This is a genomic window from Streptomyces sp. NBC_00461 (genome assembly GCF_036013935.1).
In the GTDB taxonomy this organism is placed as follows: Bacteria; Actinomycetota; Actinomycetes; order Streptomycetales; family Streptomycetaceae; genus Streptomyces.
The window spans coordinates 7,866,642-7,885,710 of the sequence record NZ_CP107902.1 but is presented as its reverse complement, the minus strand read 5'-3'; the positions used below and the strand labels follow the sequence as shown (position 1 = coordinate 7,885,710).

Annotated in this window: 19 protein-coding genes; 9 read left to right on the top strand and 10 right to left on the bottom strand. The window is 72.0% G+C overall.

What is annotated here, in order from left to right; translation table 11 throughout:
* Together OG870_RS36535 and OG870_RS36530 are read left to right on the top strand one after the other, a co-directional pair.
* Entirely contained in the window at positions 1 to 1,266 is a 1,266-nt protein-coding gene (locus OG870_RS36535) for a VWA domain-containing protein (RefSeq protein ID WP_327691909.1), read from the top strand.
* Positions 1,266 to 2,075 (top strand): hypothetical protein, encoded by an 810-nt coding sequence (locus OG870_RS36530; protein ID WP_327691908.1) that lies wholly within the window; start codon positions 1,266 to 1,268, stop codon positions 2,073 to 2,075. Before OG870_RS36535 ends, OG870_RS36530 begins: the two co-directional genes overlap by 1 nt.
* A gap of 79 nt (positions 2,076 to 2,154) precedes the next feature.
* On the opposite strand, the gene OG870_RS36525 is transcribed toward OG870_RS36530, so the two are convergent.
* Positions 2,155 to 2,793, bottom strand: coding sequence for a helix-turn-helix domain-containing protein (locus OG870_RS36525; RefSeq protein WP_327691907.1), 639 nt, complete (start codon positions 2,791 to 2,793; stop codon positions 2,155 to 2,157).
* A gap of 87 nt (positions 2,794 to 2,880) precedes the next feature.
* Between OG870_RS36525 and OG870_RS36520 the strand changes: the two genes are divergently transcribed.
* Together OG870_RS36520 and OG870_RS36515 are read left to right on the top strand one after the other, a co-directional pair.
* Entirely contained in the window at positions 2,881 to 4,089 is a 1,209-nt protein-coding gene (locus OG870_RS36520) for a pyridoxal phosphate-dependent aminotransferase (protein ID WP_266531665.1), read from the top strand.
* Positions 4,090 to 4,197: 108 nt separating this feature from the next.
* Positions 4,198 to 4,647 carry a nuclear transport factor 2 family protein gene (locus OG870_RS36515; protein WP_266531663.1) on the top strand — a complete coding sequence of 150 codons (450 nt, stop codon included), beginning with the start codon at positions 4,198 to 4,200 and terminating at the stop codon, positions 4,645 to 4,647.
* A 101-nt stretch (positions 4,648 to 4,748) separates the two neighbouring features.
* On the opposite strand, the gene OG870_RS36510 is transcribed toward OG870_RS36515, so the two are convergent.
* The 3 genes from OG870_RS36510 to OG870_RS36500 all read right to left on the bottom strand — a co-directional run bounded on the left by OG870_RS36510 (position 4,749) and on the right by OG870_RS36500 (position 7,111).
* Positions 4,749 to 5,669, bottom strand: coding sequence for an MBL fold metallo-hydrolase (locus tag OG870_RS36510; RefSeq protein WP_266531661.1), 921 nt, complete (start codon positions 5,667 to 5,669; stop codon positions 4,749 to 4,751).
* The gene (locus tag OG870_RS36505) at positions 5,666 to 6,202 is read right to left on the bottom strand and encodes a flavin reductase family protein (protein WP_266591087.1); all 537 of its coding nucleotides are present in this window, start codon (positions 6,200 to 6,202) and stop codon (positions 5,666 to 5,668) included. The genes OG870_RS36510 and OG870_RS36505 overlap by 4 nt, the downstream gene beginning before the upstream one ends.
* Before the next feature lie 123 nt (positions 6,203 to 6,325).
* Positions 6,326 to 7,111: an SDR family NAD(P)-dependent oxidoreductase gene (locus OG870_RS36500; RefSeq protein WP_266531657.1), complete on the bottom strand. Its 786-nt coding sequence runs from the start codon at positions 7,109 to 7,111 to the stop codon at positions 6,326 to 6,328.
* 248 nt (positions 7,112 to 7,359) lie between these two features.
* Between OG870_RS36500 and OG870_RS36495 the strand changes: the two genes are divergently transcribed.
* The 3 genes from OG870_RS36495 (at position 7,360) to OG870_RS36485 (ending at position 10,437) form a co-directional block, all read left to right on the top strand.
* Positions 7,360 to 7,845 (top strand): SRPBCC family protein, encoded by a 486-nt coding sequence (locus OG870_RS36495; RefSeq protein WP_266591085.1) that lies wholly within the window; start codon positions 7,360 to 7,362, stop codon positions 7,843 to 7,845.
* 66 nt (positions 7,846 to 7,911) lie between these two features.
* Entirely contained in the window at positions 7,912 to 9,036 is a 1,125-nt protein-coding gene (locus OG870_RS36490; protein WP_266531653.1) for a hydrolase, read from the top strand.
* Positions 9,037 to 9,213: 177 nt separating this feature from the next.
* A complete protein-coding gene (locus tag OG870_RS36485) occupies positions 9,214 to 10,437 on the top strand; it encodes a cytochrome P450 (RefSeq protein ID WP_266531651.1) in 1,224 nt (407 codons plus the stop codon).
* 97 nt (positions 10,438 to 10,534) lie between these two features.
* Here the strand turns inward: OG870_RS36485 and OG870_RS36480 are convergent, their stop codons facing one another.
* From OG870_RS36480 to OG870_RS36465, 4 genes are all read right to left on the bottom strand, one after another.
* Positions 10,535 to 11,317 (bottom strand): VOC family protein, encoded by a 783-nt coding sequence (locus tag OG870_RS36480; RefSeq protein WP_266531649.1) that lies wholly within the window; start codon positions 11,315 to 11,317, stop codon positions 10,535 to 10,537.
* A gap of 160 nt (positions 11,318 to 11,477) precedes the next feature.
* Positions 11,478 to 12,020, bottom strand: coding sequence for a hypothetical protein (locus OG870_RS36475; RefSeq protein ID WP_266531647.1), 543 nt, complete (start codon positions 12,018 to 12,020; stop codon positions 11,478 to 11,480).
* Positions 12,021 to 12,107: 87 nt separating this feature from the next.
* A complete protein-coding gene (locus OG870_RS36470) occupies positions 12,108 to 13,367 on the bottom strand; it encodes an NAD(P)/FAD-dependent oxidoreductase (RefSeq protein ID WP_266531646.1) in 1,260 nt (419 codons plus the stop codon).
* Positions 13,367 to 13,690: a 2Fe-2S iron-sulfur cluster-binding protein gene (locus OG870_RS36465; RefSeq protein ID WP_266531644.1), complete on the bottom strand. Its 324-nt coding sequence runs from the start codon at positions 13,688 to 13,690 to the stop codon at positions 13,367 to 13,369. Before OG870_RS36465 ends, OG870_RS36470 begins: the two co-directional genes overlap by 1 nt.
* A gap of 176 nt (positions 13,691 to 13,866) precedes the next feature.
* Here OG870_RS36465 and OG870_RS36460 point away from each other — a divergent pair, with 176 nt between their 5' ends.
* Together OG870_RS36460 and OG870_RS36455 are read left to right on the top strand one after the other, a co-directional pair.
* Positions 13,867 to 15,336, top strand: a complete 1,470-nt coding sequence (locus tag OG870_RS36460; protein ID WP_266591083.1) for an MFS transporter — start codon at positions 13,867 to 13,869, stop codon at positions 15,334 to 15,336.
* Positions 15,337 to 15,374: 38 nt separating this feature from the next.
* The gene (locus OG870_RS36455) at positions 15,375 to 16,802 is read left to right on the top strand and encodes an alpha/beta fold hydrolase (protein ID WP_266591081.1); all 1,428 of its coding nucleotides are present in this window, start codon (positions 15,375 to 15,377) and stop codon (positions 16,800 to 16,802) included.
* A 100-nt stretch (positions 16,803 to 16,902) separates the two neighbouring features.
* Here the strand turns inward: OG870_RS36455 and OG870_RS36450 are convergent, their stop codons facing one another.
* Both OG870_RS36450 and OG870_RS36445 read right to left on the bottom strand, forming a co-directional pair.
* Positions 16,903 to 18,126: a cytochrome P450 gene (locus tag OG870_RS36450; RefSeq protein WP_266591079.1), complete on the bottom strand. Its 1,224-nt coding sequence runs from the start codon at positions 18,124 to 18,126 to the stop codon at positions 16,903 to 16,905.
* 49 nt (positions 18,127 to 18,175) lie between these two features.
* Positions 18,176 to 18,937: an SDR family NAD(P)-dependent oxidoreductase gene (locus OG870_RS36445; RefSeq protein ID WP_266531637.1), complete on the bottom strand. Its 762-nt coding sequence runs from the start codon at positions 18,935 to 18,937 to the stop codon at positions 18,176 to 18,178.
* Positions 18,938 to 19,069 lie beyond the last annotated feature (132 nt).

Genomic DNA, 19,069 nt, shown 5'->3' with positions numbered 1-19,069 from the left:
ATGATCAGAACACAACGGCTGGCGGCGGGAGTGTGCGCCCTGCTCGCCGCCCTGGCGGCCGGGGTCGCCTTCCCGGCCGCGGCGAGTGCCGGTGAACCCACGGGTGAGGCCACGTCGAAGGTGGACCTCGTCCTCGATGTCAGTGGTTCCATGCGGACCCGGGACATCGACGGCGGCACCCGGATGGCCGCCGCGAAGCAGGCCTTCAACGAGGTCCTCGACGCGACACCCGAGGAGGTCCAGCTCGGCATCCGCACGCTGGGCGCCGACTACGCGGGCAACGACCAGAAGACGGGCTGCAAGGACACCGCGCAGCTCTACCCGGTCAGCACGCTGGACCGCACCGAGGCGAAGACGGCGGTGGCGACCCTCTCGCCCACCGGCTGGACCCCGATCGGCCCGGCCCTGCTGAAGGCGGCCGACGACCTGGCCGGCGGTGCCGGCTCCAAGCGGATCGTGTTGATCAGCGACGGCGAGGACACCTGCGCCCCGCTCGACCCGTGCGAGGTGGCCCGCGAGATCGCCGCCAAGGGCATCGGGATGACCATCGACACGCTCGGCCTCGTCCCGAACACGAAGATGCGCAAGCAGCTCAGCTGCATCGCGGAGGCGACCGGCGGCACGTACACCTCGGTCGAGCACGCCGACGAACTCACCGACAAGGTCAACCAGTTGGTGGACCGGGCGGCCGACCCGGTGGTGACGCCGGTCGCCACCGAGGGTGCCGCGCAGTGCGCGGACGCGCCGACGCTGAAGTCCGGTCTGTACACCGACCGCGAGGAGTTCGGGCAGCGGCGCTTCTACCGCGTGGATGTGAACCCCGGCCAGGAGCTGCGGGCCTCGGTGAGCGTGGCGGCCGACCGGGCGGTCAACCCTGACTACGGCGTGCTGCTCAGAGCGGTCACCGTGCACGGCCGTGAGATCGTCCGCGGCGAGGCGGCGGGCAACGGCCGCACGGACGTGGTCTCCACGGGTCTGCGCTATCCGAAGGCGGACAGCGACGACGACGAGGCGCCGGCCGAGACGGTCTGCCTCCAGGTCACCCACTCATTCTCGGCGGCCTCCGGTGTGAAGAGCACACCTGGCCTGCCGCTGGAGCTGACCGTCGACGTCGTGGACGGTCCCTCGCACTCGGGCGACGTGGCCTCCTTCGGCCTCGGTCGCGGCTGGTGGCTGCTCGGCCTGCTGGTGCTGGTCGGTTTCCTCGCGGGTCTGGTCTGGGGCTGGGTGTCGCGCTGGCGGGTCGCGGTCTGGAGGACCAACTGATGCGGATCACACGTGTGTTGAGCGCTACGGCGCTGCTGTTCGGACTGGCCGTCTCGCCGGCCGTCGCCGACTCCTCCCCGTCGCCGAGCGCGTCGGGCGACAGCTCGGCGCCTGCCACCGCGGGCACGTCGTTCCGCACGGCGGCCGAGATCGACCAGGGGCAGCAGGCGACCGCGAGCGCGTCCACGGGTGACTACCTGTACTGGTCGTTCCCCGCGGACGCCGGACAGCGCCCGACCGTCAAGGCGACGGTGAAGCTGCCGGATTCGCACGCGCCCCAGACCTGGCAGATCGATGTGTACGACGGCCTGCGCCGCCGCCAGGCCTGTCAGTACGGGGCGCAGACGCGCACCGTGGCCGAGGGCTCCACCTCGGTCGAGCTGGCCTGCACCCTGCGCACGGTGCGCGCCTGGTCGGAGTCGTGGGCCAACGACCCGCTGCCGGGCACGTACTACCTCCGGCTGACGGCGGTGAACCTGGCGACGGCCGACCTCGGTCAGCCGATCGGCGCCTCGGTCCGGGTCGACTCCAAGGACATCGGCGGCTCGGCGGCGGTGGACGGCTCACTGGCGAAGCCGCTGGTGCCCGGGATCGCGGTGACGTCCGGCTCCGGGAACGGTGACGGGGGTTCGGCGCAGGCCGCCGTGCTGTCCGGCATCGAGCCCGAGGACGGCTGGGCGTCCGGCTGGTGGTCCGACAGGTGGGTGTGGACGGCGATCGGCGGTGTGCTGGCCGCGCTCGCCGGTGTCGGCGGGTATGCGCTGACGCGGAGCTCGGGCCGGCCTTCACGGGTGACTCCGGGAGCCTGACGGTGCGCCGGCACGCCCGGTGCGCCGGTACGTCGAAGGCCCGCCGCTCTTGGGTGCGGCGGGCCTTTGCTCTGCCCTGTCATGCCTCCCGGAGCGCCTTGGCGAGCCTGCCGTCGCCGGTCACCGTGCCCCGCCCGCCCCGCACCGCGTCGGTCAGGCTCAACTCCCCGCGGCTGACGGCCGAGCACGTCCCGGCATCCAGGACCAGTCGCGCGTCGGGCTCCCCGGGAGCGGGACCGTCCCCGTACACGGCGCCGTCCGCGGCACCGGCGTGCAGATGGAAGTCCCCTTCCTCCAGCCGCACTTCGACGAGCCCCTCGCCGTCCGGGACTTCCTCCAGCGAGCGCAGCAGCGGCAGCGCGAACCAGTGGGCCCGCAGGGCGTCCGTGGCCCGCCGCTCACCCAGCTCGGCCTCGCCCCACCGGCTCAGCGCCTGCAGCACGGGCAGCAACTCGCGTCCTCGTGCGGTCAGTTCGTAGACGTAGGCCGCGCCGGGCGGCGGCAGCCGGCGCCTGCTCGTGAGGCCGTCCCGCTCCATGTCCTTCAGCCGCGAGGCGAGTACGTCCGTGCTCACGCCGGGCAGGTCCGCGTGCAGGTCCGTGTAGCGGCGGGGACCGGCCAGCAGCTCCCGGACGATCAGCAGGGTCCAGCGGTCGCCGACGAGGTCGAGGGCGCGGGCGGCGGAGCAGTACTGGTCGTAGCTTCGGCGTCGTGACATGCGACGCAGTCTAGACAAGTTGTTGGACTTTCCAAGCGGCTACTTGGTAAAACCAAGCAACACACGAAACCGGAGGGGCGAGCGCGCATGGAGTTCCGGCAGTCGAACAAGCTCAGCGAGGTCTGTTACGAGATCCGCGGCCCGGTGATCGAGCACGCCAACGCGCTGGAGGAGGCCGGCCACAGCGTGCTGCGCCTCAACACCGGCAACCCCGCGCTGTTCGGCTTCGAGGCGCCGGAGGAGATCCTCCAGGACATGATCCGGATGCTCCCGCAGGCGCACGGCTACACGGACTCGCGCGGCATCCTCTCGGCCCGCCGGGCCGTCGCCCAGCGCTACCAGACCCTCGGCCTGGAGGTGGACGTCGACGACGTCTTCCTCGGCAACGGCATCTCCGAGCTGATCTCGATGGCCGTACAGGCGTTGGTGGAGGACGGCGACGAGATCCTGATCCCGGCCCCCGACTTCCCGCTCTGGACGGCGGTGACAACGCTCGCCGGGGGCAAGGCGGTTCACTACCTGTGCGACGAACAGGCCGAGTGGTACCCGGACCTGGACGACATGGCGTCGAAGATCACGGACCGCACGAAGGCCGTGGTCATCATCAACCCGAACAACCCCACCGGCGCGGTCTACCCGAAGGAGATCATCGAGGGCATCCTCGACCTCGCCCGCCGGCACGGCCTGATGGTCTTCGCCGACGAGATCTACGACCAGATCCTGTACGACGACGCCGTGCACCACTCGGCCGCCGCCCTCGCCCCCGACCTGGTCGTCCTCACCTTCTGCGGCCTGTCGAAGACGTACCGGGTGGCCGGCTTCCGCTCCGGCTGGCTGGTCGTCACCGGCCCGAAGCAGCACGCGCGCAACTACCTGGAGGGCCTGACCATGCTGGCCTCCATGCGGCTGTGCGCCAACGCGCCCGCCCAGTACGCCATCCAGGCCGCGCTCGGCGGCCGCCAGTCGATCCACGAACTGACCGCCCCGGGCGGGCGGCTGCACGAACAGCGCAACGTGGCCTGGGAGAAGCTCAACGAGATCCCCGGGGTGTCGTGCGTGAAGCCGAAGGGCTCGCTGTACGCGTTCCCGCGCATCGACCCCAAGGTGCACCGGATCCACGACGACGAGAGGTTCGTCCTGGACCTGCTGCTGCGGGAGAAGATCCAGGTGGTCCAGGGCACGGGCTTCAACTGGCCCGCTCCCGACCACTTCCGCATCCTCACCCTCCCCCACGCGGACGACCTGGAGGCGGCGATCGGTCGGATCGGGCGGTTCTTGGGCGGATACCGGCAGTAGCGCGGCCGACTGACCGGGCCTCCAGTGCGCCTGGAGCGGCGCCGGGCAGCGTGGGCGGCAGTCGCGCCGCCGGGAGTCGGGCGGCCGTTGTCACTGAGAGGAGACGCCGTGTCCCAGGCGGTCCAGAAAACGTACGCGCAGGTCTCCGGGGAGGTCTACGCCGAGGTCCGGACGTTCTACGCATGGCAGATGCGCCGGGTCGACGCGCTGGACATCGAGGGGTTCGCCGCGACCTTCACCGAGGACGGGGAGGTCGTGCACGCGGGAGGCGCCGTGCAGCGCGGGCGGGCGGAGATGCTCGCCGGGATGCGGGCGGCGCTGCCCCGCTACCGCGACATCGCCGTACGCCATTGGTTCGACCACGTGCTGATCGAGGCCGACCCGGTCGACGAGAACACCCTGCACGTCTCGTACTACTCGCTGGTCACCCAGACCGACCGCGAGGGCAACGTCGTGTTCGAGCCCACCTTCACGGTGGAGGACGAGCTGGTGCGTCGTGAGGGCGTGCTGTTCACCAGGCGGCGGGTGATCCACCGCGATCAGCCCGTACCGGCGTAGGACGGAAGACGCGGGGACGGACGGCAAAAGAGCCGCGCCGGACGGGGGCTGTGATGGCCTCCGTCCGGCGCGTCAGTTGTGCCCGCGGCCGGCGTGGATCGTCATGCGTGGCACTGCGGCAGGCCGCCCTGGTACGCCACCATCTCCTTGAACGACTCCACCACGTCGAGCCGCTCCCCCGGTGACAGCCCCCGCTGTTCCGCGTAGGCCCTGTGCAGATTGCCCACGAGGCGTTCCGCGTCCACGAGCGTCGCGAACCCTCCCAGGTCGGCGCGTTCGGCCGCCTGGAGGGGGGTCAGGCCGTCGCGGAGGCCGTGCACCGCCAGACGGTGGACCAGACGCAGGTACGCCTCCGTGAAGTCCAGCAGCTCCGGGCCGCCGACCGGGCCGTGACCGGGGACCACCGTGCGGGGGCGCAGCGCGCGCAGCCACTCCAGGGCCTTCAGGGAGCCCGTGATCGAGCCCATCAGGACGTACGGTGTCACGCCGGACCACACCACGTCGCCGGCGAACAGGACCGACCGGTCCGGGAGCCAGACGACCACGTCGTTCGCGGTGTGCGCGGGACCGATGTGGTGCAGTTCGGCCCGTACGCCGCTGCCCGGGTGCAGCGTCAGCGTGTCCTGGAAGGTGACCGTCGGCAGGGTCAGCGGGGTCTCTCCCCACTCCACCTGCGGCCACAGGCCCCGCAGATGCAGGCCCGCCTCCGCGCTGTCCGCCCGGGTGCCCTCATGGGCGACGATCTGCGCGCGGGGCGTGAACTGCCCGTTGCCGAAGGTGTGGTCACCGTGGAAATGCGTGTTGACCACGAGGTCGACCCCGCCGGGAGCGACCCGTTCGACCTCCTCGCGCAGGCGCCTCGTACGGGCCTCCGTCGCCGCCGTGTCGACCAGGACGGCCGCTTCCCCGCCGACGATCAGGCCGGCGTTGTTCACACACCATCCGCCTCCGGGCTGCACGTAGGCGTACACCCCGTCCGCCACCTGGTCGAGCGTCGGCGCCGTGAGGGCGGGCGCGCTCATGCCGCCCTGCCCGCGCCCACCTGCGCGTAGGCGCCGCGGTGGAAGAGGAGGGGCTGTGCCTCGCCGGGCCGGTCGTGCAGGGCCACGACCCGGCCCACGAGCAGGACGTGGTCGCCGGCCTCGTGCTGGTCGTGCAGCTCGCACTCGAAGTACGCCTCGGCCGAGGGGACCACGGCATGGCCGAGTGTTCCCTCGTCCGCGCCGAGGCGCAGCATCGCGGCCCGGCCGGCGGGGCGGTCGGGGCGGCAGAACTCCTGGGCCAGGTCACGCTGTTGCTCGCTGAGCACGTTCACCGCGAAGCCCCCGCCGCGCACGATCCTCGGGCGCATCCGGCCGTCCGACTTGACCGAGACGAGCAGCAGCATGGGGTCGAGCGACACCGAGGTCAGGCTGTTGAGGGTCATGACGATGGTGTCGTCGCCGCTGCCCTGCGTGAGCAAGGTGACCCCGGTGGGGAAGCGGCCCATCGCGGCCCGGAAGGCGGCGAGTTCGGTTGCGGGTTCGGCGAGCAGCGTGCCACCGGTGTCGGTCATCGTGGGGCTCCGTCTCTCGTTAACGGGATCAGCGGCGTGGATCAGGCGTGGATCAGGCGTGGATCACGCTTGTGGCGGCGATGGATTCGGTCGGGGAATCAGCCGGGAAGGTCGCCGGGAGGGTCAGTAGTTGCCCAGGCCTCCGCAGACGTTGAGGGCCTGGGCGGTGATGGAGGCGGCCGTGTCCGAGGCGAGGTAGCCGACCAGGCCGGCCACCTCCTCGGGGGTGGAGTAACGGCCCAGCGGGATCTTCGCGTTGAACTTCTCCTGTATGTCCTGCTCGCTGACGCCGTAGTGGCCGGCGTAGCCCTGGCGGACCCGCTGGGCCATCGGGGTCTCGACGTATCCGGGGCACACCGCGTTGACGGTGATGCCGGTCCTCGCCAGTTCCTTGCCGACGGCCTTGGTGAAGCCGACGACACCGTGCTTGGACGCCGAGTAGGGAGCGGCCAGTTCGACGCCCTGCTTGCCGCCGGTGGAGGCGATGTTGATGATGCGGCCCCAGTCGCCGTCCCGCATCCGCCCGGTGCTCAGCACCTCGCGGGTGACCCGGAACGTGCCGTTCAGATTGGTGTCGATCACATCGAGCCACAGGTCGTCCGAGAGTTCGGCGGTGACTCCGCCGCCGCCCCGGCCCGCGTTGTTGACGAGGATGTCGATCCGCCCGTACACAGCCACCGCCGCCTCGACGGCGGTCCTCACCTGCTCTGGCGAGGTGACGTCGCAGACCGCGCCGGAGACCTCCAGGCCCTCCTCTCGCAGCCGCTTCACCACCGTACGGACGCTCTCCTCACCGCGCGCCACACCGAACACCGCCACGCCCTGCCGGGCCAGCAGTTCGGACACGGCGAGGCCGATCCCGCTGGTCGCGCCCGTGACGAAGGCAACCCGTCGTCCCGCTTCTGTCATCGTGCTCTCCCATAAGGTCGTGGGGCCCGGTCGGGACGACGGTGGACGCGGGGCCTAGGACGCCGCTCGCCTCCGGCCGGAGTGCCCAAAGGGGGCGCGGGGCCGGACCGGTATGCGGCTCCCCGGACGCAGCCACGAGACGACACGGCGCGGCACCCCCTATCGCGGCCCTACCGGCGGTCCGGCGCGTATCGAGCCCCGCACGTCAGCGTGAGCGGACCTGTGCAGACGCCTGACGAGGAGGGCCCGTGCCCGAGCAGACGCAGAGCATCCCCGACGTACGGAAGTCGGTGACCGTCGCGGCGAGTCCCGAGGACTGCTTCCGGGTGTTCACCGAGCAGCCCGGCCAGTGGTGGCCGCCGTCCCATGTGCTGGTGAAGAAGGAGCGGGCCGGGCTCGCCTTCGAACCCGGTGTGGGCGGCCGCTACTACGAGTGGGACGTGGAGGGCGCCGAGATCGCCTGGGGTCGCGTCCTGGAGTGGGAGCCGGGCCGCAGGCTCGTCATGACCTGGCGGATCGACGGCAACTGGCAGTCCATTCCGGACGACGAGCGGGCCAGCGAGATCGAGCTCGACATCGAACCGGTCGACGCCACGACGACCAGGGTGTCACTCGCGCACGTCAAGCTCCACCGGCACGGCGAGGGGGCCGAGGGGATCTTCCGCGCCCTGGACGGCCCGAGCCCCGGGGAGACCCTGGAGCGGTTCGCCCAGGCCGTCGCGCGCGGCGTCTGACACCCGCCTCGGCCGATCACCCACCTCGACCGATCACCCACCGACCCACCGCAGGAGGTCACAGGCATGGGCAACGATCCCGACAACGCGACAGGGCTGCTTCCCGCCGCCGAGAAGCTGCGCCTGCTCGCCGCCGAGCACGCCCCCGAGGCGGACCGGCAGCGCGCGCTCGCCCCGGCGGTGGTCGAGGCACTGACCGAGGCCGGCTTCGCCCGGCACTTCGTGGCCGCCCGGTGGGGCGGCAGCGAGGGCTCGTTCGGCGAGCTGACCCGCGCCGTCCTCACCGTCGGCGAGGGCTGTGCGGCCACCGCGTGGTGCGCCTCGCTGGCCGCGTACTCGGCGCGGTTCGCGGCGCATCTGCCCGCGGAGGGTCACCGGGCGCTGTGGGGCGAGAGTCCGGACACGGTCATCGCCACGGGGCTGATGCCGGCCGGACGGGCGCGGGCCGCCGACGGTGGCTGGCGGGTGACGGGCCGCTGGAGTTACGTCAGCGGGATCGACTTCGCCGGCTGGGCGCTGGTCTGCGCCGCGGTGCCGGCGCCCGGCGGCGAGGGGCCGGGCGAGCTGCGGTTCTTCGCGCTGCCGCGGGACACGTTCGCCGTCGAGCGGTCCTGGGACAGCGTCGGCATGCGGGCCACCGGCAGCCACACCGTCGTCGTGGACGACGTCCTCGTACCGCAGCATCTGTCGTTCGCCCGCGGCGACATGCTCAGCGGGCGCAACGCGACGTCCGAACTGCCCGCCCACAACGTGCCGTTCCAGGCGGTCGGCGGGCTGACCTTCATCGCGCCGGTGGTGGGCGCGGCCGCCGGCGCCCTGGAGGCGGCGGCCGGGCTGCTGACGGGCCGCAAGCGCACCGTCACGTCGGAGACGAAGCTGGTCCGGGCGTCCGGGCGGGTCGACGCGGCCCGGCACTTCGTCGAGCAGAACGCGGCCGTCCTGGACACGAGGTCCTTCACGCCCGAGCTGATGGCGCGCAGCGAACGCAACGCCACCTTCTCGGCCGAACTCCTCCAGGAGGCACTGGAGTTGCTCGTCCGCGCCACGGGCACCGGCGGCCTCGGGGAGACGCACGCCCTGCAGCGGACCTGGCGGGACGTCACCTCGGCGACCAGCCATGTCGCCCTGCAGTACGACACCGCCGCGCGCAAGAACTACTCCACGGTGCTGCTCGGCGCACCCGACGCCTGACGCCTGACAACTGACGCCTGACGCCTGACGCCTGACGGCATGGCGCGCCGGGCGCGGGCTCCCCTGCTTCCCCGACCCGGCTCCCGTGTTCCCCAACTGGCTCCAGTTGCATCCGACTTGGTCTCCATCACCGGTTCGTACGGTGTTGGAGACCTTGGCGGCTACAGCGGAGGAGTCATGGTGACTGCCCTTCAGGAAACCGATGTGTACCCCCTGCCCGGTTCGTCGTACCGGGCCCCGGCACCGCGCTACGCGGAGTTGCGCAGGACCCGGCCGGTGGTCAAGGTGCGCACCACGGGCGGGGTGGATGCCTGGCTGGTGACCCGCTACCAGGACGTGCGGGAGCTGTCCGCCGATCCCCGGCTGAGCCGGGCCATGGCCTGCGGTGAGGGTGCGCCCAGGATCGGCGGCACCATGCACACCACCCCGGAGATGATCATCTCGCTCGACTCGCCCGAGCACTCCAGGCTGCGCAAGCTGGTGGCCGGGGCCTTCACGATGCGCCGGATCGAGCGCATGCGGGACAACGTGCAGAAGGTCTGCGACGAACTGCTGGACGGCATCGGGTCCCGTGGCGGCACGGCGGATCTGGTGCAGGAGTTCGCGGTGCCGCTGCCGCTGACCGTCATCGGCGAGCTGCTCGGCGTACCGTCCGAGGACCTGCGTACCTTCGAGAAGTGGGCGCGCGCCTTCGCCACCGTCGACGAGCGGGCCGGCGGAAAGGAGTCGCTCGACGGGCTCGCCAAGCTCAGCGAGTACATCGTCGGCCTCATCGCCGAGAAGCGGGCCAACCCCACCGACGACATGCTCTCCGAGCTGATCGCCGCCCGCGACAACGACGACCGGCTGAGCGAGCAGGAGCTGGTCACCTTCGGCTTCACCCTCATCGGCGCGGGCTTCGACACCACCGCCAACCAGCTCGCCAACTCCGTGCTCGCGCTCCTCGTGGACGCCCGCGACCAGTGGCAGTGGCTGCGCGAGGACCACTCCCGGATCCCTGTGGCGGTCGAGGAACTCCTGCGGCACGTCAACCTGTTCGCCACCGACACCTCCGGCTTCCCGCGAATCGCCGCCGAGGACATCGAGGTCGGCGGCGTGACCATCCGCAAGGGCGACGCGGTGCTGCTGGCTCTGGCCTCCGCCAACCGGGACGAGAACGTCTTCACCGATCCGGACCGGCTCGACCTCGCCCGCGAGCACAACCCGCACATCTCCTTCGGGCACGGTCTGCACTACTGCCTGGGCAAGCACCTGGGCCGCATGGAGCTGGTGATCGCCATCGAGGGCCTGCTGACCCGCTTCCCCGACCTGCGTCTGGCGGTGCCGGAGTCCGAACTGCCGTGGCACGTCGGCGAGATCAACCACACGCTGACCAGCCTTCCGGTGGTCTGGGGCGACTGAACCCCGGCCCGCCCGGCCTCCTGCCCACGGGCCTGAACACGAGAGCCGGTCCCGGACCCCCTGGGGGTGCCGGGACCGGCTCTTCGCGGTACGTGGCTCAACTCGCGGCGGCGTCCTGGTCCTTGACCGGTCCCATCACCGCGAACCGCGCGCCTTGGTCGTCGGCGACGAGGGCGGAGCGCCCGAAGGGGCTGTCCGCCGGCTCACGGCCCACACTGCCGCCGAGTTCGAGCACCTTCGCCACCGTCTCGTCGGTGTCGGCCACCGAGAAGTAGACGAGCGCGTGCGCCGGGACCTCGGCGGGCATGAACTCGCCCATCTGCAGCCGCCCGGCGACGGGCTGCGGGTTGTCCGGCTGGAACCACAGCTTGAAGTCGAAGGGGCCCTCCGAGATCTGCTGGCCGGTGAAGCCGAACACGCTCTCGTAGAAGGGGTCGACGTCGGCCTTGTCGCGGGTGTAGATCTCCGGCCAGAAGAACGTGCCGGGCACCCCCCGCAGTTCGAAACCGGCGCGCGTGCCCGGCTGCCACGCGCCGAAGTGGGCCCCGCCCGGGTCGGCCGCCACCAGCATGGTGCCGGCGTCGCCGATCGCTGTCGGCTCCAGTACGACCTTGCCGCCGGCCTCCCCGATGCGGCGGGCCAGCGCCTGCGCGTCGGGCGTGGCGAAGTACAGGTTCCAGGCGGCGGGCGCGCCGCCCTGCGTCGGGGCGACGGCCGCCACGTTCTTGCCGTCCTTGAGCGCCGGCGCGTAGAAGCCGAACCGCTCCTCGCCGGTCTCGAAGTCCCAGCCCAGGAGCGCACCGTAGAAGCGTTTCGCGGCGTCGGGGTCAGGGACGCTGACATCGGCCCAGCAAGGGGATCCTGCGGTGAATGCGGTCATTTCTGCCTCACTTCGTTGCTCCGGGATATTCAGCGGGGGGAGGGCATGGTCGTGACGGAACGCTAGGGACGGCGACTTGAGCGCCGGACGAGCCAGGCCCGCGTCCGACTCGCGCGGGAGTGGGACGCGGGCCTGGCGGGCCGGCCTCGGCGGCACGGGGTCACCCTGTGGCGCTGGACACCCGGACGGCCGTGCTGCTGACCGCTATCGGGCCCTGTGTGGTGCCGTCCTCCTGGGTGGTGAAGGCGTAGGCGTGGGAGCTGAAGCGGGTGCCGTGCCGGGTGAGGTGCCCCATGTGCTCGGCCTGTACCGCGCCAAGGTAGGCGCCGTCCGCGCGGCCGGCGTGGTTGATGTAGAACGCGATGTCGCCGTCGGGCTCCTCGTTCCAGAACCCGTGGGCCGTATAGGCGGGCACGCCGTCGCTGTCCTTCGGACCCTCGGCCGACAGCCGGTGGTCCGGGGTGAAGACGAAGCGCGGGGTGGTGACCGCGGCGCCGCCGTCGGGTGTGGTGACGGAGACCGTGAGGTCCCAGGTGCCCGCCAGCGTGGCGTCGTTGCGGGCGGCCGCCCCGCTGGGTGCCGCCGACAGGGTCAGCGTCCCGGCGATCGCGGCCGACAGGACGAGCGAGACCGCGAGGGTACGGGGACGGAAGCGGCGGATACGGCGGTCACGCGTGGGTGCGGCCAAGGTGGTGTCGGGCATGCGGGGAGGTCCTCTCTGGGGCCGGTGCTGGCTGTGGGGCTGTTGCTGGCTCTGGTGCTGGTGCCCGCGTTGGTGTCTTGCTTGCGGTCACGCGGGGGCCGGTACGGGTGAACTCGGCTTGGTGGCATAGGACTTGAGGTCGAAGCCGGGGGTGCGTGCCTCGGCCGGAGAGGGGCCGGTGTCCGACGACAGGAGGCGTCGAGCGATGCCGTGGTCGGCGGGCCTGCCCACCGACTCGACGCCGGTCAGCCGGCCCTCGCGGAAACAGAGCACGGAGAAACGGGCCCCGTCGGGATCGCCGACGGTGACCGTCTCGTCGTGACCCGCGATCAGTCCGGCCATCTGCAGCCGCAACGCGCACTGCTCGGACCAGAACCAGGGGACCGCGGTGTACGGGGCGGACTCGCCGCAGATCGCGGCAGCCACGCACCGGGCCTGGTCGGAGGCGTTCTGCACCGACTCCAGGCGGATGTGGCGCCCCAGGCGGGTGCTGGGGAAACGGGCGCAGTCGCCGATCGCGTACACGGACCGGTCGTCGGTCCGCAGCCACCGGTCGACGACGACGCCGTCACCGACGAGGAGCCCTGCCTCGGCGGCGAGCTGGGTGTTGGGCAGGGCGCCGACGCCCACGACCACGAGGTCCGCGGGCAGCCGACGCCCGTCGCGCAGCCGCACCACGGCGACCTCGCCCGCGGCCGTCCCGTGCAGGGCGGTGACCTCCTGCCCGAGCAGCAGCCGGACGCCCTGCTGCGCATGCCGTTCGGCGAGCCACTGCGACATCTGCGGGGTGAGGGCGCGGGCGAGGACGCGCCGCTGTGCCTCGACGACGGTGACGTCGTGGCCCAGGACGCGGGCGGTGGAGGCGAGTTCGAGTCCGACGAAGCCGGCGCCGAGCACGACGATCTGGCGGGGCGGTCCGTCCAGGGCGGTGCGCAGGGCCTCGGCGTCGGCGAGCGTGCGCAGCGTCAGCACACCGGAGAGGTCCATGCCGGGCACCGGAAGGGTTCGGGGCCGGGAGCCGGTGGCGAGGACCAGCTTGTCGTATCCGAGCGTGCTGCCCGAGGCCAGCCGGACGCGCTGCCGCTCCGCCTCGATGTGCTGCGCGCGGTCGCCGGACACGAGGGCGATGTCGTGTGCCGCGAAGAACGACTCGGTGCGCAGGGTCAGTTCGGCGCGTGCGACGGCGCCGGTCAGAAAGCCCTTGGACAGCGGCGGCCGCTGGTACGGGGGCACCGGCTCCTCGCCGACCAGCGTGACCGGTCCGCCGTACCCCTTGGCGCGCAGTGCCGCCACCGTGTCCAGACCGCCCTGTCCCGCGCCGATGACGACGACTCCCCGGGCGGCCATCAGCTCTGCGCCTCGGGCAGCCGCACCACGAGCCCGTCGATTTCCTCGGTGACCGGCAACTGGCAGCTGAGCCGGCTGCTGTCCCGGCGGGGGCAGGCCGTGCCGTACAGGACGTCGTCCTCCACGGAGTCCATCGGCGGCAGCGGCACGGTGCTGTCCTCGTCGACGTAGACATGGCAGGTGCCGCACTGGGCGGAGCCGCCGCACTGCGCCTCGATGCCGTCGATGTTGTGGAGCTTCGCGCCGCGCATGACCGTGTTGGGTGCCTGGACGTCGACGACGGTGGCGGTGCCGTTGGGATGCAGGTAGGTGATCTTGGCCATGGCGCTCTCCTCGGGGAATGTCGTCCGGCCCTGCGGCGGTTCGAAAGGCGACTGTGGGCATCCGCTCTCGAAACGCCCTTGAGCGCTCCTCAGGCGGGCAGCCGCGGCCGCCCGGCTCGACCGGGTCGCGATCGGGGGGCGATCGGGGGTCGACCGTGCCGGCGCAGCGTGCCCGCATGACCGCTTCGACCGTGCAGACCGCCGCCGCGCCCGCCGGGGCCGGGCAGCGGCTCGGGATCGTCCTCGCCGCCTGCTGCCTGGGCCAGTTCATGAACGTGCTCGACGCCTCGGTGGTCAATGTGGCACTGCCCGTGATCGCCGAGGAACTGCGTCTGGACCGGCACCATCTGCAGCTGGTCAACAACGCGTACACGGTCGTCGTCTGCGGCTTCCTGCTGCTCGGCGGCCGGTTGGCCGACCTGTTCGGGCAGCGCCGCGTCTTCCTGGCCGGGGTCGGTCTGTTCACGCTCGCCAGTGCCGTCGGCGGGGCGGCCCACAGCCCCGCGACGCTGATCCTGGCCCGCGCCTTCCAGGGGCTCGGCGCCGCCGTCATGGCACCGGCCACGCTGACCGTGCTCGGCACCACGTTCACCCGGCCCGAGGCGCGGGCGCGGGCCTTCGGCTGGTGGAGCGGGGTGTCGGGGGCGGCGGGAGCGATCGGTGTGCTGGCCGGCGGCGCGATCACCGAGTGGCTGTCCTGGCGCTGGACGCTGCTGATCAACGTACCCATCGGGATCGCACTGTTCGTGACGGTCTGCTGTGCGGTGCCTCGCGGACCGCACCGCGTCGGGCCGCGCCCCGGTCTCGATCTGCCCGGCGCCGTCGCGGTCACGCTCGGTCTGATGGCGGTGGTCTGCGCGGTCGCCGAGGCGCACACCTACGGCTGGGCGTCACCGGTGGTGCTCGTCCCGCTCGTCGGCGGGGTGGCGCTGCTCGCGCTGTTCGTACTGATCCAGGCGAGGCTCGCGGCCCATCCCCTGGTGCCGCTCGGTGTCTTCCGCATCCGCTCGGTGGCCGCCGCCAACCTGGTCGCCTTCTTCGGTGTCGCCGCCCTGTTCAGCACCTTCTACTTCTTCACGCTGCTGCTGCAGAACGTGCTCGGCTACAGCCCCGTCCGCACCGGGCTGAGTTATCTGCCGCTGTCGGCGGGCATCGCGCTCGGCGGCTGGGGCGTCTCCTCGCTCGTCCCGCGCATCGGACCGCGGCCCGTGCTGATGAGCGGTCTGTCGCTGTCCTGCCTGGGCCTGCTGTGGCTGGCCCGGGCGGACGCACACGCCACCTACGTCGCGGATCTGCTCGGCCCCGCACTGCTGCTCGGCTTCGGCATGGGCGCGGTGCTCAACGCGACGACGAACGCCGCCACCGCCGGCCTGCCCGTCCACCAGGCGGGCCTCGGCTCCGGGCTGCTCAACGCCACGCGCCAACTCGGCAGCGCCCTGGGCCTGGTGACGCTGGCGGCCCTCTCGGCGCACCGCATCGACGAGGCGTCCGGCCCCGGCCCGTCGGCCTCCGTCCAGGCGCTCGCCTCCGGCTACGGCCTCGCCCTGACCGGGGCGGCCGCGTTCACGGCCGCGGGGCTGCTGGCGGCACTCGCCGTGCCCCGGGCGTCCGGTCAGGGCAGGTTCCAGGTCTTCTCAAGGCGGTGAGGAGACGCTGAACCTCCTGACCAGAACGGAGGTTCGCGGTGCTCACCGACTTCTACGCCCAGCGACCGCAGTGGTCGCCGGACCCCGACGACGAGCTGCTCGAACACGCCACGATCCAGGTGCCGCGGGACTACGCCGAGCCGGGCGGTGAACGGATCGAGATCGCCCTCAGCCGCCGCCGCGCGACAGCGCCCACGCGGCGTCGCGGCATCCTCCTCGGCGTCAACGGCGGCCCCGGCGGCGACTGGGGTGCCGGACGGGGGCTGCCGGACAGGTTCGCCGGCACGCCCCCGCACGAGGTGTACGACCTGATCGGGTTCGACCCGCGCGGCACCGGCGCGTCCACCAACCTCCTCGCCGAAGTGACCGTGCCCAGGGCCCCGTTCGACTCCCGCCCGCCCGACGAGCTGTTCCCGCAGTTCGCCGAGGACATGCGGCTGCGCGAGGAGGCCTGTGCCCGCGCCGGCGGTGAGCTGCGCCGCCACATCAGCACCGCCAACACCGCCCGCGACATGGACGTGATCCGCGGCGTGCTCGGCGAGCAGCGGCTGACCTTCGTCGGATACGCGTACGGGGCGTACGTCGGGGCCGTGTACGGCACCCTGTTTCCCGCCCACCTCGACCGCAGCGTCCTGGACTCGTGCGTCCACCCCGACTGGAGCTGGCGCGAGCAGTTCCTGTGGCAGGGCGACGCGGTACGGCGCAACGTCGAGCGGTGGGCCGAGTGGACGGCCGCCCGTCGGCTGCACTTCGGGCTGGGGGACACACCGGAGCTGGTGTTCGCCGCGGTGGAGGACGTCGTCGTACGCCTCGACGGCCTCGGGCAGGGGCCGTTCCTGCGGACCCTGTTCGACGGCGCCGTCGGAAACCGGGCGGCCGACCGCGGTCAGTGGGCCGAACTCGGCTCACTCGTCGGCGAGTTGGGCAAGGCCGCGGGCGCGGGCGACGCCGAGGCATGCCGGCGGCTGCTGCAGGAGCAGGGCACCTGGCGCCCCGACGACAGCGAGGGCTCCCTGCGGGTGGGCGTCCTGGAGGCCATCACGCTGGAGCACGAGTGGCCCGCCGAACCGGAGGTCTACTACCAGGACATGCGCGAGTTCCGGGAGCGTTTCCCGTACGGCTACGGGGTGCTGCGCGCACAGCCCTGGGTGGGCGCCTTCCGGGCCTTCGAGCCCGCCGAGCCGCCGGTCGTGCCGGTGCGTGCCGGCTATCCGGTGGGCGTGGTGGTGCAGGCCGACGGCGACCCGATGGACCACTACGACGGCGGGGTGGCGATGGCGGAGCGCCTCGGTCACCATCTGCTCACCGTCGAGGACTCCGGTGAGCACGAGGTGTACGTGCTCGGCGGCAACCCGCACGTCGACGCCGTCGTCCACCGCTACCTGGTGGACGGCGAGCTCCCGGCCCGGCGCGCCACCTGCCCCGGCCGCACCCCGCGCCCGGACGTCGCCGCCGACCCCGACTGACGCTGCCAGGAGGGGAGTTCACGGACGAGGGGCCCGGTACCGAATGCGGTACCGGGCCCCTTCGTCGTCGTACGGGAGATCCGCACGGACGCCGCTCACGTCACCATGTGACGGGCAGCTCCCACAGGCCGTAGATGACGGCGCCCTCCTTGCGCGGGATCTCCAGGAACGGCTTGGCCAGCCGGAGTGTCGGAACGCGCTGGAACAGCTTGCTCCACACGATCTCCAGCTCCAGCCGGGCCAGGTCCGCGCCGATGCAGTGGTGCACACCGTGTCCGAAGCCCAGGTGCTTGCGGCTGCCGCGGGTGATGTCGAGCTTCTGCGGCTCGGGGAAGACCTCCGGGTCGCGGTTGGCGGCGAGCCCCAGGCACAGGATGCCGTCGCCCTTGCGGATGACCTGGCCGCCGATCTCGATGTCCGCCAGGGCGACGCGCGGCACGGCCGTGTCGCCGATGGTCGCGTAGCGCACCAGCTCCTCGACGGCCGGCTTCACCAGCGACGGGTCGTCCAGGAGGAGCCGGAGCTGGTCGGGGTTCTCCAGGAGGCAGGCCGTGCCGAGCGAGATCTGGCTGGCGGTGGTCTCGTGGCCGCCGTTCATCAGCAGCCGCACCATGTTGAACAGGTCGCGGTCGGTGTACTCCTCGCCGGACGCCTCGTAGTCGGCCATGGCCCGGCTCAGCAGGTCCTCGCCCGGCTCGCGCCGCTTGAGCTGGATCAGGTCGCTGACATACGCGTTGACCTCGACGATCGCGGCCTGCCGCTCCTCGGTGGAGCTGTGCCCGCCGAGCAGCGCCGTGCCGTGCTTGATGAAGAAGTCGTGCTGGTCCTGCGGGATGCCCAGCAGTTCGCAGATCACCGTCATGGGGACGGCGAGGGAGAACACCCGGTGGAAGTCGGCCGGCGGCTGCAGGGCGAGGAGCTTGTCGATGTGCTCGTCGACGATCTCCTCGATGCGCGGCCGCAGCCGCCGCACCTGACGGTTGGTGAACGTCAGCGCCGCCCTGCGCCGCGTGGAGCTGTGCTCCTTGCCGTCGTAGCCGATGAACGACGTCTCCGTGCGGTACTCGGGCGGGGCGATGAAGTAGAACGGGAAGTTGTCGTGCTTGCGGGAGGCGCTGACCCGCGGGTCGGTGAGCAGCTCACGGATCGTCTGATAGCCCGTCACCGTCCATATGCGCAGACCCGATCCCGTCAGGGTGACCTGTGAGACGTCCTTGTCGGCCATCTCCGTGTACTCGGCGGGCGGGCTGAACGGGCAGGTGCGCGGGTACGGGAAGGTCCTGGCCTCGGCCGGCGCGTCCGCCTCGGTGGCACTGGTGGTCACGGTGGGTCCTTTCGCGAGCAGGAGTGGATGCGTTCTGACGTGCCCGTGCCTAGCGGGCGGTGATGTCCAGGCCGCCGTCGACCGTGATGATCTGGCCGGTGACCAGCGCGTTCGCGGGGTCCGCGAGACGGGTGATCCACTGCGCGACGTCCTCGGGCTCACCGATCCGGCCCAGCGGGACGGTGGCGGCGACGCCCGCGAAGAGGCCCTCGACCTGCTTCGGGCCGAGGCCGTTGGCCGCGTAGGCCTCGGTGCGTACGAAGCCGGGGGCGACGGCGTTGACACGGATACCGCGCGGGGCCAGTTCGGCCGCCCAGCTCCGGGTGAAGCTGTGCACGGCCGCCTTGCTCGCCGAGTACACGGAGCTGTCCGGGCCCGGGGTGTGCCCGCCGCGGCTGGAGACCAGGACGATGCTGCCGGACGAGCGCAGCAGGGGCAGCAGATGTGCGGTGAGCAGCAGCGGCCCGAGGACGTTGGTGTCGACGACGTCCCGGGCGACGGTCGTGTCGAGCGCCGTCAGCGGACTGAAGCGGAAGATCCCCGCGTTGTGCACGAGGACGTCCAGGGCTCCGCCCCGCTCCCCCACCGCGTCGGCGACGGCCTGGGCGCCCGACTCGGTGGTCACATCGGCGCCCACCGGCACGATCGCGTCGTGCAGGGCGGCGACCTCGGCGAGCCGATCCTTGCGGCGGCCGGTGACGATCACGGTGCGTGCGCCGAGCTCCGCGAACGACAGGGCGGCGGCCCGGCCGATGCCGGTGCCGCCTCCCGTGACGACGACGGTGTGCTCCGCAAAGGGCTTCTCCGGCATGGCGGTTCCCTCTCTGGTTCGGTCCGAGGGCGCCAGTACAGCGGGTGCGTCTTGGGCGATGGTCGAGTCCGGGGCGAGCAGGGGCTCGGCCGCGGGCCGCAGGATGCGGACTCCGGAGACGGAATCCGAACA

Bases quoted from the DNA above. Each gene is read 5' to 3' on its own strand.
- OG870_RS36470 (WP_266531646.1), bottom strand. From the start codon at position 13,367: ATGGCCGCCCGGGGAGTCGTCGTCATCGGCGCGGGACAGGGCGGTCTG.
- OG870_RS36510 (WP_266531661.1), bottom strand. From the start codon at position 5,669: ATGAGCGCGCCCGCCCTCACGGCGCCGACGCTCGACCAGGTGGCGGAC.
- OG870_RS36465 (WP_266531644.1), bottom strand. From the start codon at position 13,690: ATGGCCAAGATCACCTACCTGCATCCCAACGGCACCGCCACCGTCGTC.
- OG870_RS36505 (WP_266591087.1), bottom strand. From the start codon at position 6,202: ATGACCGACACCGGTGGCACGCTGCTCGCCGAACCCGCAACCGAACTC.
- OG870_RS36485 (WP_266531651.1), top strand. From the start codon at position 9,214: ATGGTGACTGCCCTTCAGGAAACCGATGTGTACCCCCTGCCCGGTTCG.
- OG870_RS36530 (WP_327691908.1), top strand. From the start codon at position 1,266: ATGCGGATCACACGTGTGTTGAGCGCTACGGCGCTGCTGTTCGGACTG.
- OG870_RS36460 (WP_266591083.1), top strand. From the start codon at position 13,867: ATGACCGCTTCGACCGTGCAGACCGCCGCCGCGCCCGCCGGGGCCGGG.
- OG870_RS36535 (WP_327691909.1), top strand. From the start codon at position 1: ATGATCAGAACACAACGGCTGGCGGCGGGAGTGTGCGCCCTGCTCGCC.
- OG870_RS36520 (WP_266531665.1), top strand. From the start codon at position 2,881: ATGGAGTTCCGGCAGTCGAACAAGCTCAGCGAGGTCTGTTACGAGATC.
- OG870_RS36445 (WP_266531637.1), bottom strand. From the start codon at position 18,937: ATGCCGGAGAAGCCCTTTGCGGAGCACACCGTCGTCGTCACGGGAGGC.
- OG870_RS36500 (WP_266531657.1), bottom strand. From the start codon at position 7,111: ATGACAGAAGCGGGACGACGGGTTGCCTTCGTCACGGGCGCGACCAGC.
- OG870_RS36490 (WP_266531653.1), top strand. From the start codon at position 7,912: ATGGGCAACGATCCCGACAACGCGACAGGGCTGCTTCCCGCCGCCGAG.
- OG870_RS36525 (WP_327691907.1), bottom strand. From the start codon at position 2,793: ATGTCACGACGCCGAAGCTACGACCAGTACTGCTCCGCCGCCCGCGCC.
- OG870_RS36475 (WP_266531647.1), bottom strand. From the start codon at position 12,020: ATGCCCGACACCACCTTGGCCGCACCCACGCGTGACCGCCGTATCCGC.
- OG870_RS36480 (WP_266531649.1), bottom strand. From the start codon at position 11,317: ATGACCGCATTCACCGCAGGATCCCCTTGCTGGGCCGATGTCAGCGTC.